The organism is Ancrocorticia sp. (assembly GCF_052089425.1).
In the GTDB taxonomy this organism is placed as follows: domain Bacteria; phylum Actinomycetota; class Actinomycetes; order Actinomycetales; family Actinomycetaceae; genus Ancrocorticia.
Genome location: NZ_JBQCZW010000004.1, coordinates 24,079 through 50,929 on the forward strand (window position 1 = coordinate 24,079; position 26,851 = coordinate 50,929).

The window sequence follows — 26,851 nt, forward strand, 5'->3', positions numbered from 1 at the left end:
CTACACCTCGAGGAGGTCCTTCTCCTTGGCCTCAAGGAGCTTGTCCACTTGATCGACGAAGCGCTTGGTCTGCTCTTCCAGCTCGGCTTCGCCGCGCTTGACATCGTCTTCTCCGGCGTCGCCGTCCTTCTTGATCTTGTCCAGCGCTTCCTTTGCCTTGCGGCGAATCGAACGGATCGAAATCCGGGCGTCTTCCGCCTTGCTGCGCGCCATCTTCACGTAGTCTTTGCGGCGCTCTTCTGTCAAGGATGGCAGAACACAGCGGATGACGTTGCCATCATCGGTTGGGTTCACTCCCAGATCGGCGGCGCGAATCGCCTTGTCAATGGCGGGCATCGCCGTGCGGTCAAACGGGCTGATCAGCACCGTACGTGCCTCCGGAACTGTCACCGAAGCCAGCTGCTGGAGGGGTGTTGGTGCGCCGTAGTAGTCCACGAGGATCGGCGTGAACATGCCGGCGCTTGCACGTCCGGAGCGAATGTTCGTGAAATCGTGGCGGGCCACGTCAATGGCCTTTTCCATCTTGTCCTCGGCTTCGAGGAGCTCGTCTTCAATCATTACTTCTCTTCCTCCTGCTTATCTTCTGTGACAAGCGTACCGATCTTCTCGCCACGAAGGGCGCGAGTGACATTGGTTGATTCTCCCATGCCAAAAACGCGCATGGTCAAATGGTTGTCGCGGCACAGCGAGAACGCGGCGGCATCAACCACGCGAAGCCCCTGTGCCAGTGCCTGACCGTAGGTCAACTCGTCAAGCTTGACGGCGCTAGGATCGAGCTTCGGATCTGCGCTGTACACCCCGTCCACGCCGTTCTTGCCCACGAGGATCTCATCGCAGTGCAGTTCAAGGGCACGCTGGGCGGAAACCGTATCGGTGGAGAAGAAGGGCATGCCCGCTCCGGCGCCGAAAATGACAACCCGGCCCTTTTCCAAGTGCCTGATAGCGCGCAGCGGAACATAGGGTTCGGCAATTTGAGTCATCTGAATGGCGGTTTGGACGCGAGCGGGTGTTCCCGCCTTCTCAATGAAATCCTGAAGGGCAATGGCGTTCATGACCGTGCCGAGCATGCCCATGTAATCGGCACGCGCACGATCCATCCCCCGTTGCTGAAGCTCTGGGCCGCGGAAGAAGTTTCCCCCGCCCACCACGATGGCCACTTGCACGCCGTCGTCTACAGCTTCCGAAATCTCTTCAGCTACCCGTGTCAGGACATCAGCGTCAAGTCCAACGGCTCCGCCCCCAAACATTTCCCCAGAAACTTTGAGGAGAACGCGCCTCACTTGGTCCTTGTTATGATCGCCTAGTACTGAACTCACGGGCTGATTCCTTCCATGTGGGATAACGCCGGGGAGCAAATGCCCGTCCGTAACCTTACCAGTGAGCGGCGGCCCGTCCCTACTAACGCCAAACGTCCAGAATCCGCTCTTCGTCAAGATCTCGCATGTAATGCAAGGGATCCACGCCGCTTTCGAGAACGTAATCGGTCAGCAACTCGCGCACAACCTCGCACAACTGGGCCCCGTCCCACGGTTTGGCAACGTAATAATCCAGATGCGCCTTGTTGACGGCCCGCACCGTATCGTCCAGAAAGGCCTGGCCTGTCACCAGTATCTTTTTGGCATCGGCCACGCGCTCATCTTCTGAGATGGAAATCAGGAAGTCCACTCCATCACGCCCTGGCAGGCGGTGATCCGAGAGCACCAGAGCAAGCTCGTCCTCTGAATCGATGAGTTCCTCAAGCACATCCCATGCTTCATCGAACGTCTCCGCAGCTTCGATGTTGAATCGATCCGCAAAAGCCTGAAGATCGCGTTCCAGCGCGTGGCGCACTTCCGGTTCATCCTCAAGAATGAGAATTGTTAACGTCATCGAGGCCTCCTCGCCCTTCCTGTCCGCTCAATCGTCTGACTCCACGAAAGTCTAGATCATGGATCACCTAGGCATATGAGACTTTAGATTACTCCGAGCAGGTTCCACACATGGGGCATGACGAACGCTAGGAGAATCACCCCGACGCCCCCAATAACCAGCCCCACCTTGACCATGTCGCCAGTACGAACGGAACCTGTGGAGTAGGCGATGGCATTCGGCGGTGTGGAGATGGGAAGCAGTACTCCCATCGAGCAGGCAAGTGCTACCACCATGGCAATCTGGGCGGTGGTGCCGTCCAACCCAGAGGAGATGCCAATCGCCATCGGAATCAGCAGATTGGCTGCAGCGGAGTTGGAGAGGAATACGCCAAGAAGGGCTGTGACGCCCGCAAGCGCCAGGAAAATCACGGCGGAAGGGATCCGCCTGCCAATTGATCGATCCGATGAGCCAGCTATCGAGCCCCGATCCCTACGCCGCTACCGAGCGCAATGCCACCAGCAACCAGCCAGAGGATGGGCCAATCGAGTTTACGGACATCGTCACCGTTCATCACGCCCAGCATGAGGAGCGCCACGACGGGAAGGAAGCCCACGGTATTTGATGACACCCCGTGCAGCGGCTCAGTCATCCACAGCAAGATCGTGGTGATCGCTACCACGTAGAACGCGATAGCCTTCTTGGAGGTGTTGAACTTGGCCGTTGTATCGACGTCAAGAGTGAGGTCCGCCGGAATAAACGTAAAGGCAATGAATGCCCACACGGCCGCCATCATGACGATCGCCAACGGGATAGCGGCAATCATCCATTCCACGAACGTGATGTGAATTCCGTTGTTCTGGAGTGCCGCCAGCGCAATCGCGTTGGGAGGCGAGCTCACCGGCGTGGAAATGCCACTCACGTTGGCCGCCGCCGGTATGGAAAGCGCCAGCCCCGCACGCGCCTTCCCTTCTGGTAGCGCCCTCATCACCCGGATCACCACGGCGAACATCGCGGCTGTTGTGGCCGTGTTGGACATGAACATTCCCAGCACCGCCGTGATGAGCATGACCCCAAGCACCGTGAGTCGTGCGCTTTTGAGGAACGGCCGCAAAAGCACGGAGGAGAGCGCACGATCAACTTTGAACTTGGCCGCGCAGTCCGCCAGAAGGAAGCCCCCCATGAACAAAATGATGACGGGGTTGGACAGCGAGTTGAAGAACGTTTCTGCCGCAGGCGCCGATTCGTCCACTGACAGTATCGCCTGATCGGAAATGAGCATCACTTCCGCGAAGATCACTCCCACCGCCGTAGCGTAGAGCGGCACCGCTTCCGTAGCCCAGAGCAAGATGGCGGCAACGAAGATTCCGAGCATCCGCTGTCCCGATTGATCGAGCCCCGGTATGTCAAGAACTAGCGTCAGAACCAGGGCAATAACAGCGCCCACACGTCCGAAAAGCTGGGCGGGCGATACGCGGGACTTCTTCCGCATTTTCTTGATTCTTTGCCGCGTACTGATTTCCGCTTCACCCGTACGGTGCCCACCGGAACGCCTGCGCCGTAGCCCCTTGAATGGTCCAGTGCTAGCTGACGCTTCAGTCCGTTTTCCGCCGCCGGCGCTACTTTTCGAGGGCACATTGCGATCGGGAGTGGGCGGGGGGCTTGACGTCATTGCGTGTGTCATCCTCGTATTGGCGGTGTTCGGCCACTTCGTAGTGTACCCGACCGATATGTCGCTACGATTGGAGGTTGGTCCCGGCAAGACGAGGGACGACGACGGATCACTCCTCCGCCGCCGCCCCGTCTATCTATCACCGTGCAATGAGGTTCTCTACCAAACGCCGATTATGTTCCACCATGCGATCCCGATGGTCAACCAGATAACGAGGTGCATGACCCCGATGATCAAACCGTTGATCCACCATGCGCGCAGTTCAACATAACCCGATCCGAAGTAGATCGGAGCTGGCCCATTTCCATAGTGAGTCAGACACCCCATGATCGTTGGAAGTACACCGAGGAACACGACCAGAGGCACGCCGGGCAACCCCAGCGCCAGCCCCACCGCTAAGAACACGGCAAACATGGACGCTGCGTGAGCGGTGCCGGAGGCAAAGAGATAATGCGATAGTGCGTACACCGCCGTCAGCGCAACGAACGCCAAGAGATGGCCCATTCCTTGCTCCTCAAGCCATCCGCCAACGCCGTCACCAAACCACGAGATGAAGCCAGTGGTATTGAGGTAGGTTCCCATCATCACGAGGGCAGCGAACCACACAAGGGTGTCCCAAGCGGCCTTCTCCGCCTTCATGTCCTCCCACGTCAGTGCCCCACCAATGAGCAGCGCAGATAGACCAATCAGGGCCACCGTGGTGGCGTTGAGGATGTCTCCGCCGAAGACCCACAGGGCGATGATCAGAACGAACACCGCGAGCGTTGTCCACTCCGCCCGTGTGACTTTGCCTAGTTCTTTGAGCTGTGCAGCCGCATGCTGAGGCGCATCCGGGGTCCTTTTCACCTCGGGTGGATAGGTGAAATAGAGAATGATTGGCACAAGAAGTACTCCAACCACCCCTGGGATGAGCGCGGCAAGGAACCAGCCAGTCCACGAAATATCAACTCCTTGTTCCATCGCCAGTTGAACAGCCATGGCATTGGGAGCAGCTCCCGTGAGGAAGATGACGGAGACCGCAAGGTCCATGTTGTATCCAGTGAGGGCCAGATAGGATCCAACCTTGCGATGTGTAGCCGGGTCCTCTGTATGAGAACCAGCCTGCTCAGCAATTGCTTTCGTAATCGGATAAACAATCCCACCGGCGCGGGCCGTGTTGGACGGGATAAAGGGAGAAAGGGCCAGATCTGTCAGCCCCAATCCGTATGCCAAACCGATCGTGCTCTTACCAAATACCCGCACAAACAGGTACGCTAGCCGCTCCCCTAACCCAGATTTCACGACGCTGCGTGCAACGAAGAATGCTGACACGATCAACCAGATCGTCGCGTTAGAAAATCCGCTGAGCGCGGCATTGATAGATTCACCAATATCTCCCGGTGCCAGCACCTGAGTGCCGGCGCAGAGCGCCATAGCCACAACCGAAAGCGAGCCCATTGGAGCTGCTTTCATAATGATAGCCACAATCGTCGCAAAGAAGATGGCAAACAGGTGCCACGCGTTATCAGCCAGCCCCTCGGGTATGGGAACAACCCACAAGATCACGCCGATGGCCACGGAGACCGTGAGCCGAATGGGGCGGACCTCTCCTACTACCTTCCGCGGCGGTGACTTCTCAGAGATGTCAGGCGATGAAGTATCCACCGTATGCGATGCGGATGCGCCGCTCACTGAATGTACCTCACCTTCTCATACAGCGAGGGAAGCACTGCATCTTTGCGCCGGTTGTATTCGACCTTCTTCTGTTCAAAGATGTTGTTTCCCTCTGTATCGATTGAGACGATGAGCGGACCAAACTGCTTGACTCGCAGCACCCAGAGCGATTCAGGCATTCCCAGCTCGGGCCAGTACCGCCCTTCCACTTCCTCAACAGAGGTAGCAGCGATGACGGCATTTCCAGCGGGGAACACGCAGTGAAGCGCCTTGTAGTCCCTACACCCGTTTTCGGTATTGGGTCCCATGCCTCCCTTACCAACGACCAGCCGGACGCCAGTCTTGCGGATGAATTCATCCTCGAACTTCTCCATCCGCATCGACGTGGTAGGACCCACCGAAACACACTCGTAGGCTTCCTCTTCGCCTTCCTCGGACGTTTGCCGCATGATCGGCCCGGCGTGCAATATCGCCCCCTCGGAAATATCGATGGGCAGCTCACGGTCCAGATCCACGACCCTGCGGTGAGGAACGTCGCGGCACGTCACGATGTGGCCGTCAAGAAATACGACGTCTCCGACCCTCAGGTTCTCAACATCTTCTGGCTTAATCGGTGTGGTGAGTGTTGTGGTCACAACTCCATCCCCTTGTGTGTGAGCAGTTCGTAACTGAGATCGCTGTTGATTCGAATGGTGCCGCGCCGGTGAGACCAGCATCCGGTATTCACCGCAACGGAGAGTACGGAGGGATGCCTTGCCGAGTTTTCGATATGTACCCCCATCACTGACTTGTTGCCCCCGAGGCCCTGCGGCCCCAGACCGATGGAATCGATCGCATCCTTAAGGAGAACTTCGAGCTCCGCAGCCTTCTCGTTCGCCGAATGGCTACCAACGGGCCGCATCAGTGCCGCCTTGGACATATAAGCTGCGGAATCGATCGAGGTACCAATACCCACACCTACCAACAGCGGCGGGCACGCATTGACACCGTAGGACGTCATCACGTCCATCACGAACTTCACCGCCGCTTCGTAGCCTTCGCCCGGCATGAGGGTTTTTCCTTGCCCGGGCAAGGAGCACCCACCGCCGGCTAGATAGACATCAACTTCCAGCTGATCGGAATCTGGCACCATCTGGGTGTAAATCCACGGCGATTTCGTTCCGGTGTTCGTTCCAGTGTTGAATTCATCGAAGGTTTCAACGGAGTTCAAGCGCAGCGGCGCATCCGCCGTTGCCTTGTCAACGGCCTTTTCAAGGACGTCTTCCATCACATCGATATACGGAAAATGGGTCCCGACCCGCATGAACATCTGGACCAGCCCCGTGTCCTGACAAGAGGGTCGGCGTAGATCCCACGCGAGATTCTGGTTCTTGACCATGGTGTTGTAGATCATCTGCGCCATCGGATGTTCTTCTTCTTCGGCAAGCTGCCGGAGCTTTTCCGTCACATCATCTGGAAGCTTCTGGCTGACAATTGTGGTGAATGTTCCGATCATGTTCACCAGGCGCTCGGCGCCTTCCGTGCGTTGTGCCGTTTCGGCAAACTGCGTTGTATTCACGACCCGATACCTCCCTTGCTATAGGACAGGCGTGTAACACCTCAATCATCGCCATCAACACCTAGCGGAATCTGCACAAAATTCTCGAACTTTACGCTTCGGTTAGTACCGTGTCGCCTCTCACAATCTGCCTCCGATGGCCACTGGGGCGCAACAATTGCCCACCGATGGTCCAGCCTGTGCGCGGCTTCTTAGCCCCCGTTAGGACGAAAGTACGTGCAGATAACCTAAAAATTCGCCCTATGGGACGTGCCTCTAGCTCGGTTGTGTTCCCGTCAGCCTGTCCAAGTTCTCCAACAGCTCCCGCGCCAAGGAGATCGAATCCGAAAGCGAGCGTTGTGCGCTCCTGCCGGGTGCTGTCACGGCGGAGGAATCGGGGTGATGCAAACTGTCTCCGCCGCTGCCAGCAAACGCCCTGAGAATGCTGACGATCTCCTCATCGCTACGCGGGACAAAATGCTGGTGGAAGGACTCATCTACCTGACGGATTTGGCGGCCCATACCCGCCACGTGTTGGCGATATTGCGAAGGCGTCTTTCCGAAGGCGTTCTGGAAGGCGGAATTGAACGCTTTGACGTCCGGAAAGCCATTGGCGAGAGCCACATCGGCGATGCGTTTGTCCTGCTCGTTCAGATCTATCACCGCATGGGCGAGCCGGACACGGCGAATATACTCAGAGGTGGTCATTCCCAATGTCTGACTGAAAATCTGCGAGATATACGTTGGTGAGTATCCCGCGATCTCCCCAAGCCTTTTGAGCGTGATCCGCTCCGCGAAATGACGATCGATGTAAACGGTTGCCTGCGCGATCACGCTATTTGTGCCAATCGGATCAACACATCCAGATCGATCAGTTTCACGCATAAAATGCGTTAACAGAATCTGGACGATTCGGGCAAGTCCTGCTTCGTAGCCAGCTGCCGATGCGGGCCTATCCGCTGGTGTTGAGAGCATCATCTGCGCCAGTATCTGACGCAGCTCTGTAAAAACCGGATTTGCGGACGTCAGCGGAGTGCTCGAACAGTCAAAATATGCAACCCCATCAACAAAGCTTCCCACATAGCTCTGATCCACATGGAGGAGAAGAACAGTTGAACGGGGCGCTTTCGCCAGAGTGGCGTGCCCTTCGCCAGAGTTGATGAGGATGAGATCCCCCTGGCCAAGGAGAATGACCGAGCCACCAGTGCATACCTCAACTTCACCCGTCAGAACAAGCAAAAGCTCAGCAGCTGGGTGCCAGTTGTAGTGATAGGAACCTATCTCATAAACGTATTGCCACGAGTGTATTCCGTGCGCGGGCGCACAGTACTCGTAATAGAGCTCTTCTAACCGCCGCTGCCGCACACCATCAGTTTGCGCCTCACCTCACGGCTGGCCGTGGGCCAATGGTCACATCAGCCGGGGCACGGCCCACGACATCGCATCTGTGCCATGCGCGTGCCACACTAGGAGCATGCGCGCCATCATGACGGTCACGGGGCTTGACCACACGGGAATCATTGCGGCAATCGCCACCGGGCTTGCCAACCACAACGCGAACATCACGAACGTCTCCCAGACTCTGATGGGCGATTACTTCACCATGATTCTCCAAATAGATTTCGATGAGAATGAGACAGCTCTGCCTGAGCTTCAAGAGGCGATGAGCACGATCGGTACGCACATCGGCATGGACGTCCGCATCCAGTCCGAGGCCATTTTCAATGCGATGCACCGCCTATAGCGGGCACTGAGATCGCTACTACCTGAAGGAGATCGCCAATGGCCATGGATACGGCCGCAGATATTCTCGAGACCATTCACATGATCTCGGAAGATCAGCTAGACATCCGCACCGTCACGATGGGGATTTCACTGATGGACTGTGCCGATGGCAATGGAGAGGCCGCCCGAGCTAGATGCTTCGATCGTATTACCCGCTGCGCTGCGCAACTGGTCAGCGTATGCGATGAATTGGGAGCCGAACTGGGCATACCCATCATTAACAAGCGCATCTCCGTCACGCCCATTGCGATGGTTGCCGCCGCCTCCCGCGAAACGGACCTTGTGCCGTGGGCACAGATGCTCGATGCGGCAGCGAAGCAGGCCGGGGTTGACTTCATCGGCGGATTCTCCGCTCTGGTGGAGAAGGGCGCCACCAGCGCCGATCAGAACCTGATCCAATCCATTCCGCGCGCCTTGGCTTCGACCGATATCGTGTGTTCGTCCGTGAACATCGGATCCTCACGCGCCGGCATCAACATGGATGCCGTGGCCGATATGGGACGCGCCGTTGTTGCCACCGCTCAGCAATCTGAGGGCGGGCTGGGCGCAGCCAAGCTGGTGGTATTCGCCAATTCGGTTGGGGACAATCCCTTCATGGCTGGGGCCTTCCATGGCCCCGAGATGCCCGATTGTGTGGTCTCTGTTGGCGTCTCCGGCCCTGGAGTGATTAGGCGGGCAGTTGACGGGGCTCCCGACGCATCGTTCGACGTTCTTGCCGAGACGGTGAAGAAGGCCGCTTTCAAGGTCACGCGAATGGGCGAGCTGGTTGGCAACCTCGCAGCGGAGCGGCTGGGTGTCCGATTTGGGATCGTGGATCTTTCACTGGCCCCCACCGCCGAGGTAGGAGACTCCGTCGCACGGGCCCTTGAAGCGATGGGAATTGAGCGAGTGGGAGCCCACGGCACAACGGCAGCCCTCGCCCTCCTCAACGATGCCGTGAAGAAGGGCGGGCTCATGGCATGCTCCCACGTTGGCGGCCTCTCAGGTTCCTTCATCCCCGTTTCTGAAGACGAGGGAATGATCGAGGCAGCGGCGCTTGGCGCCATCTCCCTGTCGAAGCTCGAGGCAATGACCGCCATTTGCTCGGTCGGGCTGGACATGGTGGCTGTCCCCGGTGATACCCCCGCCTCCACCATCGCCGGGATGATCGCAGACGAAGCGGCCATCGGAGTGATGAACCATAAGACAACCGCCGTGCGCGTGATCCCCGCCCCGGGTAGCACTGAGGGAGACATCATCGAATTCGGCGGCCTTCTCGGTTCGGCCCCCGTCATGCCGGTGAGCCCGTATTCCTCTGAGGCCTTCATCAACCGCGGCGGGATCATTCCCTCCCCCGTGCACGGGTTCAGGAACTGAGCGCCGCCGTCGTCACAAACAAAGAACCGGGGTACTGAACACGTCAGCACCCCGGTTCTCTTACGTGAGAAACTACTCGGCGGAAGCTCCCACACGCAGGCGAACAAAGCCAGTGACCTTGCCACCAGCATCCTTGGCCACCTGGCCAACGGAGATCTTGGGATCGCGAGCGAAGCCCTGCTCCTCAAGCACAACAGACTTGTAGAAGCCCTTCATGCGGCCTTCAACGATCTTCGGGATAGCCTTTTCGGGCTTGCCCTCCGCAATCGTGGTTTCCGTGGCGATGTGCGTCTCGTTATCCACGATGTCCTGCGGAACCGCCTCGCGGTTCAGGTAGGACGGGGACAGAGCCGCAATGTGCACGGCGATATCGTGAGCAACCGAGGCTGCTCCAGCATCGGTTGCCACCAATACGCCAACCTGCGGGGGCAGATCAGGGTTGGTGCGATGCATGTAGGCCTCGACGTGTTCGCCCTCTAGGACTTCCACGTGCGAGATCTCCATCTTCTCGCCGATGATCGCAATCATGCCGTCGATACGATCCTTGACCGTCTGCCCACCAAGCTCAGCGGCGAGGAGGGAATCAACGTCAGAGGCGCCTGAGGCAACAGCTGCCTCCACGATCTCTTCCGTCATCTCAACGAACTTATCGTTCTTGGCCACGAAATCGGTTTCAGCGTTGACCTCAATGAGGACGCCACGCTTGCCGGCTTCGGAATCGCGAACGGCGGAAACCACCAGGCCGTTAGCCGCGGTGCGACCTTCGCGCTTGGCGATCGACTTCATGCCGTTCACACGAAGGACCTCTTCAGCCGCGGTGACATCACCGTTGGCCTCATCGAGGGCCTTCTTCACGTCCATCATGCCTGCGCCGGTTTTATCGCGCAGGGCCTTAACGTCAGCAACAGTAAAGTTTGCCATCTACGTTCTTCCTTCAGTTCATTCGGGGAATCAGGCCTGCGGTGCTTCGGTTTCAGCCGGAGCTTCAGCGGCCGGAGCCTCGGGAGCCGGGGCCTCAGCGGCGGGCTCTTCAGTGGCCGGTGCTTCGGTTTCTGCTGCAGCTTCCCCAGCAGGAGCCTCGGTGCCTTCAGCGGAGGCGAGGATCTCGCGCTCCCACTCGGGCATGGGCTCTTCTTCGGCTGCACCGCCGCCACGGGCGATGAGCCCATCAGCAACCGCGTCAGCAATCACGCGGGTGAGGAGGCCAACGGCGCCAATGGCATCGTCGTTTCCGGGAATCGCATAATTAACATCGTCAGGATCACAGTTGGTGTCAAGGATGGCAACAACGGGGATGTTCAGCTTGTGAGCTTCGGCAACAGCCAAGTGCTCCTTGTTGGTGTCAACGATCCACACAGCGGAGGGGACCTTCGCCATATCGCGGATGCCGCCGAGCGTGCGGTCGAGCTTGTCCTTCTCGCGGCGCATCATGAGCAGTTCCTTCTTGGTGCGGCCAGAACCAGCCACATCATCGAAGTCAATGAGCTCAAGCTCCTTAAGGCGGGAAATACGCTTGGCAACTGTTTGGAAGTTGGTGAGCATGCCGCCGAGCCAACGCTCGTTCACGTAGGGCATGCCCACACGCTCAGCCTGCTCCTTCACAGCGGTCTGAGCCTGCTTCTTCGTGCCAACGAAAAGGATGTTGCCACCATGAGCAACGGTTTCCTTGACGAAATCGTAGGTCTTATTGATGTAATCGACGGTCTGCTGAAGATCAATGATGTAAATCGAGTTACGATCGGTGAGGATGTAACGCTTCATCTTTGGGTTCCAGCGGCGGGTTTGATGCCCGAAGTGCACGCCGGCTTCAAGCAGCTGGCGCATGGTAACGACTGCCATGGTCGTCCTTTCTCAGGCGCGCGTGTGCGCGCGTTTTGGTTCTTACATTGAACGGTTGCCCAATGCCCTGGTGCCTCACCGGCCACCCCTCTTTCGAGACCGTGGAAGCCGGGCCGCTGCGCTATGGAGCACAACGGATTGGACACGCGAAGTCAGCCAGCTTGCGCTAGCTGCCCAACAAGCTTAGCTGAGCGGGTGAACTCCAGCTAGGCGAGAGACCACCAGAGAGGGTGTTGTTGGCAACAGTTCGCCGTGCCCACAGAAACGGTTCGTGTCATGCCCATCCACAGAAGTTGGCCCAAGAACAACGTGGGCTTGCGGGCTTTGGCACTCTTGGCTCATGAAAACTTCGATTGCTCTTGGAATGGCCGCCGTCCTTCTCACTTCCGCCGCGTGGCTGTGGGCTTCTCAGCCCTCGACTGAGAGCTCGGAGATTTCTGTGGGGGCGGGAGCCGCACAGCAGCCCCATAGCGGCCCCGCCCCCTTCTCACCCCGCGATGCGGCGGAGGATGACGAAACCCACCAGAAGGATCCCAAGGTGGACGAGCCACGGTCAACCGAATTTTCTTGGCCGAGCGGATCCGAAGCCCCTGTCACCCGCGAATTCTCCAATCCTGAACATCGCTGGCAGCCCGGCCATCGCGGTGTTGATCTTGGAATGCGCGAGGGACAAGAGGTGCTCGCAGCAGGAACCGGCACAGTGGTGTACTCAGGACGGCTAAATGACCGAAACGTGATCTCGATCGAGCATCACAACGGGTTACGAACAACGTACGAACCAGTAGCTCCCAGCGTCAAGAAGGGCGATTCGGTGGCACGTGGCCAACCCATAGGAACACTCGAAATCGGACACTTCGAGCATCTGTCCGTCCTTCATTGGGGCGCCAAGTACCCGGAAGATCGATACATTAATCCGCTGTCGCTGGTGAATTGGTCACCAATCCGCCTGTGGGAATAGACGCGCTAGCTACGCCCGCGGGTGAGCCTGCGTAAAGCTCTTCCTCAGGCGTTCTGCACTCACGTGCGTGTAACGCTGGGTTGTGGCAAGCGATTCGTGGCCAAGGATCTCCTGAACTGTCCGCAGATCCGAGCCGCCATCGAGAAGATGCGTGGCCGCCGAGTGGCGCAGATCATGGGGGGAAATATCCGGCACACCGGCCTGAGCCGCGAGAGCGTGGACTCGTTCCCTCACCGTCCGTGGGTTGATTCTCGCCCCGCGGGCTCCTAGGAACAGCGCCTTCTCAGATGCCCCTGTGCGAAGCAACTGGCTTCGGACCGCGAGGTAATCCATGATGGATCGGGCGGCAGGCACTCCATAGGGGACGATGCGTTCCTTGTCGCCCTTGCCGATCACACGAACCGTGGCATCCGGACGCAGCGAGGCCACATCTAGGGTGCACAATTCGCTCACTCTCAACCCGGCCGCGTACAACAATTCCAGCATGGCCGAATCGCGAACATGAAGCGGATCATGGCTCCCGGCACGTTCATGCACATACCCAAGAAGCTGGCGCGCCTGGTCTTCAGTCAGAACGTGCGGGAGTTCGTTGGAGGCGCGGGGAGCCTTCAGGCGGGCTGCCGCATCCGTATCCGTGTAGCCACTGCGATACAGCCACGACGAAAATGTCCGGATCGCGGCTGAGTGGCGTGCCATGGACGAACGCGCTTCACCCTGACTAACGGCCGCGAGCCACGAGCGTACATCGTTCAAATCTAGCGGCGACAGATCCAACGGAGCATCGGGATCTACCTGCACCGAGCTCGCAACGAATTCGCACAACGAACGAGCCTCATACATATAGGCCGTGATGGTGTTTCCAGACAGCCCACGCCTCAATCTCAGCTCCCGTTCGTACTGAGAAAGCAACTGCGAAATCACAACTCTTTCGGCCACGTCACTAGCTTAGCCAGTTTTAGGCCCGGGTCTTGGCCAGCTGCCACTTTCCTTCGGTGGAGCGCGCACGCCCTTCCATCTCGAGTGAGCCGAGCCCTCGCATCGTTTCCTGAATACTCAATCCCGCGGTAGCGGCAATCTTTTGGACGGAAGCGGGCCGAGAGACCGGAAGGGCGTCTTGAACGCGCAGAGAAAGGGGACTCTGGGGCCTACCACCAGCGCGTTCGGCGACGTCTAATTCTGTCTGGACACCGCCGCGTATGGGGGTATAACCAAGAAGCTCAACGGCCTCGGCCACAGTGGTGACACACGTAGCATTTTCACGAAGAAGCCGGTGGCATCCCGCGGATCGCGCTGAGTTGATGGGCCCGGGAATGGCGCCAACCTCATGCCCAATTTCAAGGGCGTGCCGTGCCGTGTTGATGGCACCGGATCTAAACGGAGCCTCAACAACAATGGTTGCCCGGGTCATGCCTGCGATGATCCTGTTTCGCGCGAGAAACCTGTGACGGTGCGGGGACGCTCCAAGAGGAACTTCGGAGACGAGCAAGCCACCAGATTCAAGAATGCTGGAGAAAAGACTGGCGTTGTGTGCCGGATACGGCCGATCCACGCCGCCTGCAAGAACCACGATTGTTTGGCCTGCAGCTGTGAGCGCTCCCTTGTGCGCGGCCGCGTCAATACCAAAAGCGCCACCGGAGACAACCGCAACGCCCAAACTGGTCAGTTCGTATGCGAAATCCGTAGCTATTCGTGTCCCATACTGCGAGGGATCGCGTGTCCCAACGATGGCGATACATGGTGCCGAAAGCGCTTCAATGTTCCCGCGAAACCACAATCCAAGAGGGGTGCGCGGGCCCCAGTCAGACAGTCCGGACGGCCACAGTGGATCATCCGGCATGAGGAAGCCACCCGATATCTGGTCGAGGCCGCGCCGATCCCGCTCAAAAGCAAATTCATCAAGGCGAGCCTTCCATCGTTTGCTCGCCCCCTGATATTCGCCTGAAACCTCCGTGGTTTTCACCTTGACTAGCCACTCGAGTGCGCCATGGTATCCCAGTTTCGCAATGAGTTTGCTTGCCTGAACATCTTCCGCTTCGGTGATCCGGGTCCACGCCATCGCTGCATCACGTTCACTCAGCGTGTGCATTGCTTGGGAACCTAGCTGTCCTGCCATGTCATACACCCCGTCCGCGCAGTGCAAACGCTTCGTCTACATCCGCTTCTGCTGGAGCATCCCGGCCCGCGAGATCTGCGAGAGTCCATGCCACCCGCAACACTTTCGTGACCCCTCGCATGGACAGTTGGCCGGTAGCGAGCACGTTGTTCATGCGGTCGCTTGCTCGTTCCGGCAAGGTGGTGTTCTTTCGAAGCCAAGCCGTGGAGGCCTGAGCATTGTTGGCCCACGCTGTTCCTTCTAGCCTCGCGAGCATCCTCTCGTGAGCGCACGCTACCCGCTGTGCAACAATCCGCGACGGTTCCCCACCCACGTGTTCGGCAAGCTCGGCGCGCGAGAGGCGGTGAAGGACGATACTGAGATCGAAACGGTCAATCATGGGCCCGCCGATACGCCGGAAGTAGTCCCGGCGCTCCCTCGGGCTGCACGTGCACTGGAGCGAATCCTCGTAAAACATGCCGCAACGGCACGGGTTTGCGGCGCCAATCAATTGAAACTCGGAGGGGAATCGGACGCTGTGCCTCGCACGATGGATGTCTATGTGGCCCTCTTCCATGGGTTGGCGGAGAGCCTGCAGCACGGAGCGAGAGAACTCAGGGAGCTCATCGAGGTAGAGGACGCCGTGATGAGCCCGAGAGATTGCACCAGGGCGCGGGACCGTCCCGCCCCCGATGAGGGCTGCCGCGCTCGCAGTGTGGTGCGGGCTACTGAGAGGCGGAACGAGCGATAAGTGCCCGTCAAACTCCCCCACAGCCGAGGCAATGGAAGCCACCTCCACCGCTTGCGCCAGCGACAGGCAGGGAAGAATCCCCGGCAGGCAGCTGGCCAGCATCGATTTGCCGATGCCAGCGGAGCCCGTCATGAGCAGGTGGTGCCCACCGGCCGCCGAGATTTCGAGTGCTCTGCGTGCCTCTTCTTGGCCGCGCACATCCTCGAAATCACACGAGACTGCGCTTTCCACGTGCCGAGTGGGTTCCGCATCGGCAATGTCCGGAGCAGGAGCACAGGCGATTCCCGCATCTTGAGCCACCTCGCTCAGATGCCACAACGCAGAGACGTCGATCTGCGCGAAGGAGGCCTCCTCGCGGCTGGCGTAGGGAACAACAAGATGTGCACCGGGCGTCTTTGCCAAGCTCAGCGCGGCCGGAAGGATCCCCCGAACCGGACGTACCGAGCCGTCCAATCCAAGTTCTCCAATCCACACCACATTGTCATCGGCCCGCCACGAGGACATCGCCGCAATGATGGCCACCGCAATCCCCAAATCGAAGCCCGTTCCGGACTTCGGGGTGTCGGCTGGCGACAGATTGACGGTGACGCGTGCGGTCGGAAATCCGATTCCCGCCGCCGCAAACGCGGCCCGAATACGTTCCCGGGACTCTGAGACAGCCGCGTCCGGCAGCCCGACAATCGTAAAAGCTGGTAAGCCCCGCAACAGAGCCACCTCGATTCGGACAGCGTGACCCTCAACTCCAACCACCGATATGGCCTGTGCAATCCCCAGTTTCATGCCACACCCTCGATATGACACAGGTTCCACAGATCCTCGTCCCCCACCGTGATCGCGATGACGTCAATATCCAGTTGTTCCGCCCGCTGGTTGTGCGTTGATACCCAGATGCCAAGGAGGCGGCGGAGCCTCGCAAGCTTGGTTCGCGAGACGGATTCGATGGCGGGAACGCTGCCTCGCTCACGGCGGGTCTTCACCTCACACGCGATAATCGATTGACGCGCCGGATCATGACATACCAGATCGATTTCTCCGCTCCGGCACCGCCAGTTGCGCGACAACACACAGATCCCTCGCGCACTCAGGTGCCGGCAGGCAATCTCTTCTCCCCATGCCCCTAACTCCCGCGCGGTGGCCGTTGGACTCAAAACGGGAGGATCCCAATCACTGCCAAGATCGATGTGTTCCGCCCGGTGAGAAGGGCGAAGAATATGAGGGGTCAGGGCCGCCGAATGTGTTGTATCCATGGCAACAGTGAAACGCAGTTGGGCACGTTGCTGGCATCCCCGCGTAGGACCTGTGGACAAACTGCCCGCGAAGTGAACCTGTGGAAACCGCGAGGGCGAACCTGCTGAATGGCGCGAGACGCGCATCCCTCGTGGAATAGTGAGAACTACGTGGTCGAATAGCCCAAGTCAGTGCCAAACTCATCAAGGAGCTTCTCAAGCGTCACAATCAGTTCGGGTAGCGCCTCAGTTGCAGCCTGCCAGACCACTCGATCGTTGATAACAAGGTATCCGTGAGCCAGGACGTTTCTCATGCTGATGATTCGGTGAATGTTTGGGATACGTTCCGCCAGCTCGGGATCTGCCTGGCGTAGTTTGCTGAGAGCCTCACCAATGAGTTCCATTTGGCGTTCGGTCGCCCAAGCGATGGGTCCGCCTTCGAGATAGGTCAGCAGAGATGCGTCGCCGACGGCAATCTGGGCATTGTGTGCGAACTCCCGTGCGTCCCAGAGTAGGCCAGCAATTTCTGATTCAGGCCGCATAAAGATCCTGTGCGCTTCCGAAGGCTGATGCCTTGAAATAAGGATTGCGTACAGCGCTAGCGTCAACGAGGTCAACGCTACGGCCGACGATTCGTTCCAGCTCTTCTTTCAAATCGAAGAAGTCGGCAAAGAGGTTGTCATTGTCAGGATTAAAGTCTACGAGAAAGTCGACATCGCTGGTGGCGGGATCGAAGCGGTTGCTCACAGCTGAGCCAAACACTCGTAGACGTTCAACATCAAACTGTTGGCAGGCGCGGCGGATTGCCTCCAAGTCAAGCGTCGGCCCAGTAGTCATGGACCCATTGTCTCAGAGAAAGTGCTTCGGGTGTTGAAATTCGACGTCATCAAAACCCCAGAAATCATCAGAATCAGCCGGTATTCGTTAGTAGTAAGGCGCTAAACTGGACCCATGAGTTCCGCAGGATCATGCGGAACTGCACCAAAATCGGGGCTAGGTACCGAGGGTTCGGAGTCCATCGAAAACGCGAGGTTCAGATGAGCAATTTTGACGAAAAAGCCTATTTGGCAATGATCATGGAGGCCTACTTTCCGATCGGTACAGATCCGGCCGGTGGCGTGACCCGGCTGGGATACGGCTGCGTGGAGGACGAGATGCATGCGGGCGCCACCGCGATTGCGACCGATGAAGGCTACGTGATTGAAACCGATTCGGTGGGTAACCTCTTCTTCTCCCTGGCCCCACTTGACGAGTACTATCTGGTTGCTTCACATCTGGACTCCGTACGCAACGGTGGCCGCTTCGATGGAATCATCGGCGTTGCCTCCGCCATGCTTTTGCTCAAGATGGTCAAGGAACAAGGCTTAGATATGCCCATTAAGGTGGGGATCTTCCGGTGCGAGGAATCCACCAACTTCCTCAAGGCCACCTTGGGAAGCTCGCTCATCACCGGCAAATTCAACGAGTCCGACTTCACCCGCCTTTCTTCGCGCGCCGGCCAGAGCCTCAAAGAAGTCTTCAACGAACGAGGGCACTCGCTAGAGCTCGAAACGATTCAAGGCGCCAAGAAGTACCTAGAGTTACACATTGAACAGGGCCGGCTGTTGGAGGCCAAGGGACTGCACATCGGAATTGTCACCTCGATTGCCGGGAACAACCGGTTGGAGGTCAAGCTAGAGGGCTTGGCCGAACATTCCGGCGCCACTCCCATGTCCATTCGGCAAGATGCCCTGTGCGCCGCATCCGAGATTATTCTGGCGGTTGAGGACATCGCAGCGTCCGATCCCGCGGGAACCTCAGTGGGCACGGTGGGATTCCTAGAGATCGAACCAAACTCCCTCAACGTGATCCCTGGCGCCGTCCATATGACGATCGATCTTCGCGATGGCGATAATGATCGAATTGCACAGATGCGCACCGAGGTTGACGCCGCCATCGAGCGTATCTGTGGCGCACGGTCGGTCACCGCAGACGTCTCATTGGTCTCCAGTTCTCCGGCCGTTACCCTCCATCCCAGAGTGATTCACGGACTGGGGAAAGCGTCAGAAGAGCTCGGAGTTCCTTTCCAAGAGATGCCGAGCGGCGCCGGCCATGACGCCATGAATTTCGCTGATCTGTGCCCCACCGGCATGGTGTTCATCCCCTGCGAGAAAGGGATCAGCCACAACCCTAACGAGAAGGCGGATTACGCCGATGCGGTTCTTGGAACGCGAATCATGCTCCGTTACCTGCAAGAGGACGAGTAGCTGATTCAGCACTGACACCGCACCACGAGCTTCACCGTGTCACATGCACAACGAATGGGGCTCGCGGTGCGTTCGTCGTCGTCGAACCAAAAACTACTCGACGGGTAAGAGGTTTAGTGGAAGATAAATCCACAGGCCATCATCGTCAACCAGCCAACCAACATGACCGGGATGGTGCGCTTGACAACATCAATCGGGTTCACGCCCGCCATACCCGAAACAACGATCACCACGCCGGCGATCGGAGACATCGAGCGGCCGATGCCCGAAGACAGCTCCATAGGCAGCGCAAGGTTGACCGTTGGCTGCCCCACCGAGGAGGCGACCTGCGGCGATAGCGGCCCGAAGGCGAGCCACGCGGCGTTGCCGGAGCCCGTGACAATCGCAGCGCCCAGAATAACGAGGGACAGCACAATAGCCATCCCCATCAATCCAAAGTTGGCATCCTGAGCCGCGTTAATGACGGTATCGATGAACCCAATTTGAATGAGACCCTCGGCGAACAACTGACCCGCGATAACAAGGGAGACAACGTTCGCCAGCTGGCGGCCCATACCTTCGAAGAAGATCTTGAGGCTCTGAAGGCCCTCGGACAGGCTGCGTAGCCGGATCGTCTCGCAGATCAGCGAGAAAATGGTGCACACGAGCATCGCGGTCACAACATCCATCGTCACAGAGCTGATGACGAACTCCGAGAAGATGATGACCAGAATCAGTGGCAGAACCGGCATGATCGCATACCACTTGGGGGCTTGGAGCTCCTCCACATCGGATTTCTCAGCGCTGGCAGCCCCGTCTTCAGCCTTCATGAGGGACTTCACGTCAATGGTGGATGCCGGTGGCAGCTCCTCGCCCGCAGCCTTGAGCTCGCGGCGCCGGTTCTCCTCCGTAATGGCCGCCTTGACCATGGCGGTGCTGGAGCCCACTGGCACGTGAATCTCTGTGCCTGGCATCGTGTCTTGACGCTTATCAAACAGGTACTGGACAACGCCGTGCATGACGGCGATGACCAGAACGGTGACGAGGACAACCGGACCTTGGAAGCTGATGAAGAATACCTGAACCGACATGTCAGACAGATCTGCCGCAAGAATGGAGTTCGCTGAGGAGGGGCCGATATCCAAACAGGACGCCGTGGCGATCACGCCGGCGGCCGACAACCGAGAAATCCCGATCGAGATCAGGAGCGGATACACGGTCACCATCAGCAACATAGCAAGGCCGGCTGCCGAAGGAATCACGATGCACAGCGCCTGACCCACAACGTAGGTCAGCGCCAGAATCAGGTATGGCTTCTTCACCTTCTGCAGCGGCTTTGCTGCAATTTCAACCAGAGCGCTGGAGGCGCCGATCTTCTCCATGTAGAGGGCGAATCCGCCCACAGCCATGATCGTCATTCCCAGGCCAGAGAACGTATCGGCCATGGTGATGCGAATAAGATCGAAGGCGTCCAACCACGCTGAACCGGTGGTGGTTTCCGCGTCGAGTAGCTCAGCATCTTGGAGCGGGATCGACAAAAAGATCATGACCAAGCCGGAGGCAAGCAACACTGCTTGCGGGTAGTACCGCTTGAGCACCATGTAGGCCGTGATGCCAATCATCACCAAGCCAATAATTACCGAAACCATAACGGCTGATTCCTCCTAGTCAGATGTACTCTCGTGGCCGGGCGCAATAACCATCCGTGTGGTCCGAGGCTGCGCGAGTATTCGTTGGTTGGGATGATCCAATTTCATGCTATCAACAACAACGATCGCAGATTCTAGCCCGGAACGGACCGCTTGTGCGCTTTGCGTGGGAAAACTCGCGCGCCCTGACAAAATTGGGACCTTGGGACCACAACTGATGAGAAGCAGAACTACGATGGAAAGTAGGCCTGATGGAACACATTGCTGTGTCACCGATTCGAGAATCGGACTAGACGCTTCGAACAGCGTGGCAGCAAACGTGTTCAGGCAACACCAAGAAGATGTGTCCTCTATGTAGCGCAACACCAGCGCACGAAGAAAGGGATCGAACGAACTATGAGTACATTGATCGACGACAGGCGGAAACTACATCAGCGTCCAGAACCGGGCTTTTGCGAGATTGAGACGGCCGCCTACATCTATGAGCGGCTGCTAAGCCTTCTTGACACAACCGCCGGTGACTCCATCGTGACGGGTGACGATGTTATTGACACCGATGCGATTCCCGGCCTCACTCAGGCGCAGCTGGATGAGAGTGCGCGCCGAGCACTTGAGCAGGGGGTGTCCCCCGAACTGGTGGAGAAATTCTCGGGTGGGCGTACCGGGATCATTGCCAACATCAAGGGGAACCGCCCCGGCCCCGTGATCGGCCTACGTACTGACATCGATGGCCTTGGCGTGAGCGAGGACGAATCTGACAGCCACGTGCCAACTCATCTTGGTTTCGTCTCACAGATCAAGGATGTCATGCATGCCTGCGGCCACGATGGCCACATTGCCGTTGCTCTCGAATTGACCAAGCGGCTGACGGAGAACAGGGACTTCCCCGGAGCATTCCGTATTATCTTCCAGCCGGCTGAAGAGGGCGTGCGGGGCGCGATGGTGACCAAAGCTTCGGCAACCGAAGGCGTGGACACGATGCTGGGGATGCATCTGGGCTTGGGCTTGGAGGCAGGCGAAGTGGGTGCTGGCACTCATGGCCAACTGGCCACGGAGAAGACGCAGGTAGAGCTGACCGGCGTCCAGGCCCATGCCGCCATGGCGCCAGAGCAGGGCAGGAACGCCCTTCTTGCCGCCGCCTCCGCGGCGCTCAGCCTGCACGCCCTTCCCCAGCGCGGCGATGCCAATACGCGCCTCAACGTTGGCGTTCTCAATGCAGGCAGCGGACTGAACATCATCCCGAACCGTGCGGTCATGAACGTTGAGTACCGCGCCGATAAGCGCGAGGTGCTGGCCGATCTCAAGAAGCGTTTCGCGGCTGTCATTGAGGGCGCAGCTCAGGCGTACGGGGTTGAATCAACGATCACTCCACTGGGGCGCGCCACAACGCTCGTGTGCGATCAGCCGGTTATCGACAAGGCCATGAAGGCTCTCGAGGGCGTCTCGGGCGTAGAAAAGTCCCACGAAACCGTTTTGTTTGCCGCAAGCGACGATGTCTCGATCTTCATTGAGCGTGTTCAAGACAACGGTGGCGAAGGAACGTTCCTCATTGTCGGGTGCTCCAGCCCCGGCCCGCACCACAGCGCCACATTCGATATTGACGAGACGGCACTTCCCATCGCGGTGGATTGGATCGAAGCGATCGCCCGCTCCTAATCAGCTCCCTCCTCACGGAGTAGAGCCCGCGGGCAACAACTGTGCCCTCCTTGCCGAATCACGTGGTGAGGAGGGCACAACTCTGCGATCGTCCCGGCCAGTCAACCGCCGCCCGCGCCTTACTCAATATCCAACTCGCGCGTAATATCTTGCTTGTTTAGCTCCTCAACGTTCACATCTTTGAACGTCACCACACGGACCGAGCGGACGAACCTGCTGGTCCGGTAAATGTCCCATACCCACGCATCGGCAAGATTGACCTCGAAGAACACATCGCCCCCACCTGAGGCACGAACCTTGACGTCCACCTCATTCGCAAGGTAGAAACGCCGCTCTGTTTCCACAACAAATCGGAAGATCTTCACAACGTCCCGATATTCGCGGTACAAAGCAAGTTCAGAATCGGACTCGTAGTTTTCAATGTCACTCATTGCCTTTGCCTCCTACTCCGGGAAGGTTCCATGACCGACGGTGCAGCGGGGACGCGCCAAGCCGCCGAAGTGCCTCAATGTGGGCCGGGGAAGAATACCCCTTGTTCTTTGCCCAATCGTAGTCTGGATACTCCCGCGACAGCTCGACCATCAAGCTATCGCGTTCCACCTTTGCTACAACGGAGGCGCTGGCGATAATTGCACACATCGCGTCCCCCTTCACTTGCGTTTGCACCGGGACGTCGGGCAGCTCGGCCACCTCCCATAGAGAGGCATCGGACCACCAGTTGTGGCTCCCGTCCAGCAAGATCCCATCGGGAGCGTTGCCGCGCGCCGCAAGGAGCGCATAGGCCTGCGCCGCCGCTGCCCGCAGCGCCCCGATGATGCCCACCTGATCCACAATCTCGGGACCGGCGTGCCCCACCGCCACGTCGATGGGCCACGATTGGCATGCGGCTACGATCCGCTCACGGGCGCCGGGGCTCAACAGCTTGGAATCGCGCAACCCCTCCGGGAAATGACTGGACGTGGAGGCATCCATGACGGAGATGCCCACACTGACGGGGCCTGCTAGGGCACCGCGCCCTACCTCATCCACTCCCCCAAGGCGGGCACCGGCGCCCAGCCCGGCCTGTAGGCGTGTGAGCAGGGCGGTTTCACGTTCACGTGTTGGGTACAGCGCCGCTCTCAACGCACCCTCCGGATGTCCACGCCAGCCCCTAGTCCACCGAATCGAAGGAGTCCGTTTGCGGGATTCCACCGAACCTAGAGAACGGGTAGAAAATTGACCACACCCTGCCTTCAACGTTATCTACGGGGACGAACCCATTGCCATCCACCAGCTGGTGATAGCGCGAATCGCTTGAGTTGGAGCGGTTATCTCCCATGACCCACAATGAATCCTCCGGAACTTCCACGCTAAATTCCTGAAGGGATGGGGCAATATCTGGCGCGAGGTAGTCCTCTTCAATGGGTTCACCGTTCACCGTGAGCAGTCCGCGATCGGTGCAACACTCCACCTCATCGCCGCCGATACCAATCACACGCTTCACCAAGTGATGACCACTGTTTTGCGGCAGTAGTCCGATTGCCTGAAAGACGTCAGACGAAAAGCGTTGGAGGCCGTTGCGAGTATCTGGCTGGTCTTCCAGCCACCCTCCGGGATCAACGAACACCACGATATCCCCGCGGTTGATATCCTCCGCGTCGCGCGCCGTGCGGTTAACGGCGATGCGATCACCCTTTTGCAGGGTCTGTTCCATCGATCCAGAGGGAACGTAGTAGGCCTGCATGACAAATGTCTTGATCAACACGGAGATCAGGAGGGCCACCGCGATGATGGCGACGAACTCGAGAAGGTTGCGCAGCCACGATGCCTTGGGTTCCTCCGCCTGAAGCTCATCTTCGGATTCCTCATCAGAATCCTTGCGGGGATTGCGAATCGGATCCTTGGGAGAGGGGCGCCGAATATCGGCCTCGTTCAGCGGTTCGGGCGGAAATGACGGAGGTAATTCGGACGCGTCATCGCCCTGCGAAGGCCCTTGAATAGCCATATGCGCCCCTTTCCTGCTGCCTCTGAAATGCTACCCAATTTGGGTGGCCGGGCGTGAGCGGCGCGGCGATCAGGGATGAGTTCCTCCTCATACACCTGCCGCCACCGGCTCCCGAAACACGTGTGGGGCCCCATCGGGACCCCACACGCCAAGAATGCTCTGCAGAATTAAGAGCGGCGCTCCTTGACCTTCGCAGCCTTGCCGTGACGATCACGCAGGTAGTAGAGCTTTGCGCGGCGTACAGCGCCTAGGCTTACTACTTCGATCGATTCGATCGTCGGGGAATGAAGCGGGAAGGTACGCTCAACACCTACGCCAAAGGACACCTTACGGACGTTGAAGGTTTCCCGAACGCCGGCGCCCGAGCGCCCAAGGACAACACCAGTGAACGCCTGTGCACGCGTACGGTTGCCTTCAACAACCTTCACGTTCACGCGCACGGTATCACCGGGACGGAATTCTGGGATATCGCTGCGCAGCTGTGCTGCATCAACAAAATCGAGAGTCTGCATCTTTCTTCACTTTCCGCTCGTGCACGCAGGTCACAAGCGATCTCGGAGCACCAAGGGTGCTGACGATTAAAACTCGCCGATGCGCGACCCCCTGCGGCAGGTCCAGCGCACTGTAATGGCGAGAAGCCTAATAATTATGGCACACGTAGCCCACGAGCAAAAACAACATCGCGGTTGTCTTGCTCACCTACCGTGAATTGCCGGGTTCCCACTTCCTCAAACCCGAGCTTACGGTAGGCGTGGCGTGCGCGCCTGTTGGCAGCGTTTGTCCCCAAAAAAATTCCTGGGTTCGCCCACTTGTCACATGTGCTGGCAAGATCGGCGAGAGTGAAATCCCAGAGGATTCTGGCGCCGCCGCTTCCTCGCCACTGGCGATCGATGTAGAACTTCGAGAGTTCGAGGAGTGGCCCTGACCGCTCCGCCCCATCGATGAGCGCATCAACGGGCGCACCTTCGTCAAGCCCCGCAATGCCATCGGCTTCGGGCACGATGGTAAGCGCGTATCCCACAAGATCCTTGGAATCCGCTTCCAGAACGATCACGCGATCGCGATCGTTCGCCACGTATTTCTGGAAGCGGGCGAGCGACAGCTCTTGTTGGATAAAACTCTGGATCGATTCGTCTGTGAGGTATGCCGGCGCCGCATCTGGGAACGTTCTCGCGGCCAATTCGCTCAGAGCTAGCGCATCACGTGGCGTCGCTTCGCGCGCGCGCACGGGCACGGGGCGGGTGCCGCCACGGGGCACCAGATAGCCCAGCGAGGCAAGCGTGGCTTTATCCTTCTTATCCAACGCTGTTGCGTCAAGCTTGGCCACCATGTCCGGGCGCCGCGCTGCCGTTTTCTCCAACGCGCGATCTTTTCGCCACCGAGCTGCGGCGCCGTGGTTGCCAGACAGTAGCACGGCCGGGATATCGGCCTCACGCCAGCTCACGGGGCGCGTGTAGACAGGGTATTCGAGAAGCCCCGCCGCCCCGTGCGATTCTTCGACCAGCGATTCGGGGTTGCCCACCATTCCGGGAAGGAGGCGCCCCACCGCCTCTACCAGAGCCACCGCCGCTACTTCACCGCCGTTGAGGACATAGTCCCCCAGCGAGTATTCGATCACCTGGACCCCGTTGGCAGCGTAGTGCTGGGCCACCCGGGCGTCGATTCCTTCGTAGCGCCCGCACGCGATCACAACGTGGTGGGCGTCGCTTGCGATACGTTCGCACGTTCGTTGGGTTAGCGGGGTTCCGGACGGGGTAGGAATAGCGACGACGACGGAGCCCGCCTCATCCCCCGCTCCAGCCCCGTCACTGAGAACAGTATCGATTGCCTTCCCCCAGATATCGGGGCGCATGACCATGCCGGCCCCGCCGCCGGCGGGGCTATCATCGACGGTGCGATGAGGATCGTCCGTCCAATCGCGCAGATCGTGGGAGTCAATGGAGAGAATCCCGCGTTCTTGAGCCTTTCCAATGAGTGAAAGATCGAGCACGCTGAAGAACTCGGGGAACACGGAGATGATATCGAACCGCATTACGGCTGATCCCCAGGCTCATCGGGCTGGTCCAGAATCATTTCATCTTCGCTGAACAGTCCAGGCGGTGCATCCACAATCACACAGTGATCGTCCAGATCCACGTCCGTCACGATGTCTCTGACGAACGGAACACGCGCGATCAGACCGTCCGGTTCGCGCACAACCAGAAGATCTTGGCCCGGCATCGGCTCCAAGCTGATGACTTCACCAAGTGTGTATCCCTCAGGGTCAAGCACCTCGAGGCCTACGAGCTCATGGGGGTACCACGCGTCCTCTTCGTTATCTTCTTGTTCGTCAGTTTCGATGGTCAGTTTGGTCCCACCTAGGGCCTCGGCCACCGTCCTGTCGTGGCATTCCTTGAAGATGACGTACATGGACCCTTTGAGGGAGCGAGTCCGTTCCACTGTGAGCGGGCCTAGTTCGGGCGGGTCCGTTTCCAGTGTGGCACCAACTGCGAGGCGCCGTTCGGGTGAATCGGTGCGCACGTCAAGGCGCAGCTCCCCCTTTAACCCGTGGGGACCGCCAATGATGGCAACGGTTAATTGCACGTCCTTCTCCTTGGACAAGAGTTGTGAAAAGCCGGCC

27 protein-coding genes and 1 pseudogene are annotated in these 26,851 nt (G+C 58.7%); 5 read left to right on the forward strand and 23 right to left on the reverse strand.

The annotated features are described in order from the left end of the window. The 8 genes and pseudogenes from frr to ACTHV6_RS02630 form a co-directional block, all read right to left on the reverse strand. Positions 1-558, reverse strand: a complete 558-nt coding sequence (gene frr, locus ACTHV6_RS02595; protein WP_441385702.1) for a ribosome recycling factor — start codon at positions 556-558, stop codon at positions 1-3. Continuing rightward, complete coding sequence (gene pyrH / locus ACTHV6_RS02600) at positions 558-1,316, reverse strand: UMP kinase (protein WP_441385703.1); 759 nt, start codon at positions 1,314-1,316, stop codon at positions 558-560. Before pyrH ends, frr begins: the two co-directional genes overlap by 1 nt. Positions 1,317-1,398: 82 nt before the next feature. Then, entirely contained in the window at positions 1,399-1,869 is a 471-nt protein-coding gene (locus ACTHV6_RS02605; protein ID WP_441385704.1) for a response regulator, read from the reverse strand. A gap of 83 nt (positions 1,870-1,952) precedes the next feature. Further along, positions 1,953-3,340, reverse strand: a pseudogene (locus ACTHV6_RS02610) (SLC13 family permease). A gap of 339 nt (positions 3,341-3,679) precedes the next feature. Next, positions 3,680-5,191, reverse strand: coding sequence for an anion permease (locus ACTHV6_RS02615; protein ID WP_441385705.1), 1,512 nt, complete (start codon positions 5,189-5,191; stop codon positions 3,680-3,682). Further along, positions 5,188-5,808: a L(+)-tartrate dehydratase subunit beta gene (gene ttdB / locus ACTHV6_RS02620; RefSeq protein ID WP_441385706.1), complete on the reverse strand. Its 621-nt coding sequence runs from the start codon at positions 5,806-5,808 to the stop codon at positions 5,188-5,190. Before ttdB ends, ACTHV6_RS02615 begins: the two co-directional genes overlap by 4 nt. Next, entirely contained in the window at positions 5,805-6,731 is a 927-nt protein-coding gene (ttdA, locus tag ACTHV6_RS02625) for a L(+)-tartrate dehydratase subunit alpha (RefSeq protein WP_441385707.1), read from the reverse strand. The genes ttdB and ttdA overlap by 4 nt, the downstream gene beginning before the upstream one ends. Before the next feature lie 255 nt (positions 6,732-6,986). Continuing rightward, on the reverse strand, positions 6,987-8,075 hold the full coding sequence (locus tag ACTHV6_RS02630; RefSeq protein WP_441385708.1) for an AraC family transcriptional regulator: 1,089 nt from the start codon (positions 8,073-8,075) through the stop codon (positions 6,987-6,989). Between the two features lie 109 nt (positions 8,076-8,184). Here ACTHV6_RS02630 and ACTHV6_RS02635 point away from each other — a divergent pair, with 109 nt between their 5' ends. Both ACTHV6_RS02635 and ACTHV6_RS02640 read left to right on the forward strand, forming a co-directional pair. Next, entirely contained in the window at positions 8,185-8,454 is a 270-nt protein-coding gene (locus tag ACTHV6_RS02635; protein ID WP_441385709.1) for an ACT domain-containing protein, read from the forward strand. A gap of 38 nt (positions 8,455-8,492) precedes the next feature. After that, on the forward strand, positions 8,493-9,851 hold the full coding sequence (locus ACTHV6_RS02640) for a PFL family protein (protein ID WP_441385710.1): 1,359 nt from the start codon (positions 8,493-8,495) through the stop codon (positions 9,849-9,851). A 72-nt stretch (positions 9,852-9,923) separates the two neighbouring features. Here ACTHV6_RS02640 and tsf read toward each other — a convergent pair whose 3' ends face one another. Further along, on the reverse strand, positions 9,924-10,772 hold the full coding sequence (gene tsf / locus ACTHV6_RS02645) for a translation elongation factor Ts (protein WP_441385711.1): 849 nt from the start codon (positions 10,770-10,772) through the stop codon (positions 9,924-9,926). A 30-nt stretch (positions 10,773-10,802) separates the two neighbouring features. Then, positions 10,803-11,690, reverse strand: coding sequence for a 30S ribosomal protein S2 (gene rpsB, locus ACTHV6_RS02650; protein ID WP_441385712.1), 888 nt, complete (start codon positions 11,688-11,690; stop codon positions 10,803-10,805). 340 nt (positions 11,691-12,030) lie between these two features. Here rpsB and ACTHV6_RS02655 point away from each other — a divergent pair, with 340 nt between their 5' ends. Next, positions 12,031-12,648, forward strand: a complete 618-nt coding sequence (locus tag ACTHV6_RS02655) for a M23 family metallopeptidase (protein WP_441385713.1) — start codon at positions 12,031-12,033, stop codon at positions 12,646-12,648. Between the two features lie 9 nt (positions 12,649-12,657). On the opposite strand, the gene ACTHV6_RS02660 is transcribed toward ACTHV6_RS02655, so the two are convergent. The 6 genes from ACTHV6_RS02660 to ACTHV6_RS02685 form a co-directional block, all read right to left on the reverse strand. Next, a complete protein-coding gene (locus tag ACTHV6_RS02660; RefSeq protein WP_441385714.1) occupies positions 12,658-13,584 on the reverse strand; it encodes a tyrosine recombinase XerC in 927 nt (308 codons plus the stop codon). A 19-nt stretch (positions 13,585-13,603) separates the two neighbouring features. After that, positions 13,604-14,734, reverse strand: a complete 1,131-nt coding sequence (gene dprA / locus ACTHV6_RS02665; protein ID WP_441385715.1) for a DNA-processing protein DprA — start codon at positions 14,732-14,734, stop codon at positions 13,604-13,606. Positions 14,735-14,762: 28 nt separating this feature from the next. Continuing rightward, entirely contained in the window at positions 14,763-16,271 is a 1,509-nt protein-coding gene (locus ACTHV6_RS02670; protein ID WP_441385716.1) for a YifB family Mg chelatase-like AAA ATPase, read from the reverse strand. Next, positions 16,268-16,738: a YraN family protein gene (locus ACTHV6_RS02675; protein ID WP_441385717.1), complete on the reverse strand. Its 471-nt coding sequence runs from the start codon at positions 16,736-16,738 to the stop codon at positions 16,268-16,270. Before ACTHV6_RS02675 ends, ACTHV6_RS02670 begins: the two co-directional genes overlap by 4 nt. 146 nt (positions 16,739-16,884) lie before the next feature. Continuing rightward, positions 16,885-17,259, reverse strand: coding sequence for a HepT-like ribonuclease domain-containing protein (locus ACTHV6_RS02680; protein WP_441385718.1), 375 nt, complete (start codon positions 17,257-17,259; stop codon positions 16,885-16,887). Further along, a complete protein-coding gene (locus ACTHV6_RS02685) occupies positions 17,249-17,554 on the reverse strand; it encodes a nucleotidyltransferase family protein (RefSeq protein ID WP_441385719.1) in 306 nt (101 codons plus the stop codon). The genes ACTHV6_RS02680 and ACTHV6_RS02685 overlap by 11 nt, the downstream gene beginning before the upstream one ends. A gap of 200 nt (positions 17,555-17,754) precedes the next feature. On the opposite strand from ACTHV6_RS02685, the gene ACTHV6_RS02690 reads away from it, so the two are divergent. After that, on the forward strand, positions 17,755-18,963 hold the full coding sequence (locus ACTHV6_RS02690) for a M20 family metallo-hydrolase (protein ID WP_441385720.1): 1,209 nt from the start codon (positions 17,755-17,757) through the stop codon (positions 18,961-18,963). A gap of 113 nt (positions 18,964-19,076) precedes the next feature. Here the strand turns inward: ACTHV6_RS02690 and dcuC are convergent, their stop codons facing one another. Next, the gene (gene dcuC / locus ACTHV6_RS02695) at positions 19,077-20,591 is read right to left on the reverse strand and encodes a C4-dicarboxylate transporter DcuC (protein WP_441385721.1); all 1,515 of its coding nucleotides are present in this window, start codon (positions 20,589-20,591) and stop codon (positions 19,077-19,079) included. A gap of 396 nt (positions 20,592-20,987) precedes the next feature. Here dcuC and ACTHV6_RS02700 point away from each other — a divergent pair, with 396 nt between their 5' ends. After that, positions 20,988-22,247, forward strand: coding sequence for an amidohydrolase (locus ACTHV6_RS02700; protein ID WP_441385722.1), 1,260 nt, complete (start codon positions 20,988-20,990; stop codon positions 22,245-22,247). Between the two features lie 119 nt (positions 22,248-22,366). Here the strand turns inward: ACTHV6_RS02700 and ACTHV6_RS02705 are convergent, their stop codons facing one another. From ACTHV6_RS02705 to rimM, 6 genes are all read right to left on the reverse strand, one after another. Further along, on the reverse strand, positions 22,367-22,678 hold the full coding sequence (locus tag ACTHV6_RS02705) for a DUF2469 domain-containing protein (protein WP_441385723.1): 312 nt from the start codon (positions 22,676-22,678) through the stop codon (positions 22,367-22,369). Beyond that, positions 22,671-23,438: a ribonuclease HII gene (locus tag ACTHV6_RS02710; protein ID WP_441385724.1), complete on the reverse strand. Its 768-nt coding sequence runs from the start codon at positions 23,436-23,438 to the stop codon at positions 22,671-22,673. Before ACTHV6_RS02710 ends, ACTHV6_RS02705 begins: the two co-directional genes overlap by 8 nt. Continuing rightward, positions 23,398-24,231, reverse strand: a complete 834-nt coding sequence (lepB, locus tag ACTHV6_RS02715; RefSeq protein ID WP_441385725.1) for a signal peptidase I — start codon at positions 24,229-24,231, stop codon at positions 23,398-23,400. Before lepB ends, ACTHV6_RS02710 begins: the two co-directional genes overlap by 41 nt. 167 nt (positions 24,232-24,398) lie before the next feature. Further along, positions 24,399-24,743 carry a 50S ribosomal protein L19 gene (rplS, locus tag ACTHV6_RS02720; protein ID WP_441385726.1) on the reverse strand — a complete coding sequence of 115 codons (345 nt, stop codon included), beginning with the start codon at positions 24,741-24,743 and terminating at the stop codon, positions 24,399-24,401. 134 nt (positions 24,744-24,877) lie between these two features. Next, a complete protein-coding gene (trmD, locus tag ACTHV6_RS02725; RefSeq protein WP_441385727.1) occupies positions 24,878-26,263 on the reverse strand; it encodes a tRNA (guanosine(37)-N1)-methyltransferase TrmD in 1,386 nt (461 codons plus the stop codon). Beyond that, positions 26,263-26,814 (reverse strand): ribosome maturation factor RimM, encoded by a 552-nt coding sequence (gene rimM / locus ACTHV6_RS02730; protein ID WP_441385728.1) that lies wholly within the window; start codon positions 26,812-26,814, stop codon positions 26,263-26,265. Before rimM ends, trmD begins: the two co-directional genes overlap by 1 nt. Positions 26,815-26,851 lie beyond the last annotated feature (37 nt).

Bases quoted from the DNA above. Each gene is read 5' to 3' on its own strand.
- frr (WP_441385702.1), bottom strand. From the start codon at position 558: ATGATTGAAGACGAGCTCCTCGAAGCCGAGGACAAGATGGAAAAGGCC.
- ACTHV6_RS02605 (WP_441385704.1), bottom strand. From the start codon at position 1,869: ATGACGTTAACAATTCTCATTCTTGAGGATGAACCGGAAGTGCGCCAC.
- ACTHV6_RS02635 (WP_441385709.1), top strand. From the start codon at position 8,185: ATGCGCGCCATCATGACGGTCACGGGGCTTGACCACACGGGAATCATT.
- ACTHV6_RS02640 (WP_441385710.1), top strand. From the start codon at position 8,493: ATGGCCATGGATACGGCCGCAGATATTCTCGAGACCATTCACATGATC.
- tsf (WP_441385711.1), bottom strand. From the start codon at position 10,772: ATGGCAAACTTTACTGTTGCTGACGTTAAGGCCCTGCGCGATAAAACC.
- rpsB (WP_441385712.1), bottom strand. From the start codon at position 11,690: ATGGCAGTCGTTACCATGCGCCAGCTGCTTGAAGCCGGCGTGCACTTC.
- ACTHV6_RS02655 (WP_441385713.1), top strand. From the start codon at position 12,031: ATGAAAACTTCGATTGCTCTTGGAATGGCCGCCGTCCTTCTCACTTCC.
- dprA (WP_441385715.1), bottom strand. From the start codon at position 14,734: ATGCACACGCTGAGTGAACGTGATGCAGCGATGGCGTGGACCCGGATC.
- ACTHV6_RS02670 (WP_441385716.1), bottom strand. From the start codon at position 16,271: ATGAAACTGGGGATTGCACAGGCCATATCGGTGGTTGGAGTTGAGGGT.
- ACTHV6_RS02675 (WP_441385717.1), bottom strand. From the start codon at position 16,738: ATGGATACAACACATTCGGCGGCCCTGACCCCTCATATTCTTCGCCCT.
- ACTHV6_RS02680 (WP_441385718.1), bottom strand. From the start codon at position 17,259: ATGCGGCCTGAATCAGAAATTGCTGGCCTACTCTGGGACGCACGGGAG.
- ACTHV6_RS02685 (WP_441385719.1), bottom strand. From the start codon at position 17,554: ATGACTACTGGGCCGACGCTTGACTTGGAGGCAATCCGCCGCGCCTGC.
- ACTHV6_RS02690 (WP_441385720.1), top strand. From the start codon at position 17,755: ATGAGCAATTTTGACGAAAAAGCCTATTTGGCAATGATCATGGAGGCC.
- dcuC (WP_441385721.1), bottom strand. From the start codon at position 20,591: ATGGTTTCGGTAATTATTGGCTTGGTGATGATTGGCATCACGGCCTAC.
- ACTHV6_RS02700 (WP_441385722.1), top strand. From the start codon at position 20,988: ATGAGTACATTGATCGACGACAGGCGGAAACTACATCAGCGTCCAGAA.
- ACTHV6_RS02705 (WP_441385723.1), bottom strand. From the start codon at position 22,678: ATGAGTGACATTGAAAACTACGAGTCCGATTCTGAACTTGCTTTGTAC.
- lepB (WP_441385725.1), bottom strand. From the start codon at position 24,231: ATGGCTATTCAAGGGCCTTCGCAGGGCGATGACGCGTCCGAATTACCT.
- rplS (WP_441385726.1), bottom strand. From the start codon at position 24,743: ATGCAGACTCTCGATTTTGTTGATGCAGCACAGCTGCGCAGCGATATC.
- trmD (WP_441385727.1), bottom strand. From the start codon at position 26,263: ATGCGGTTCGATATCATCTCCGTGTTCCCCGAGTTCTTCAGCGTGCTC.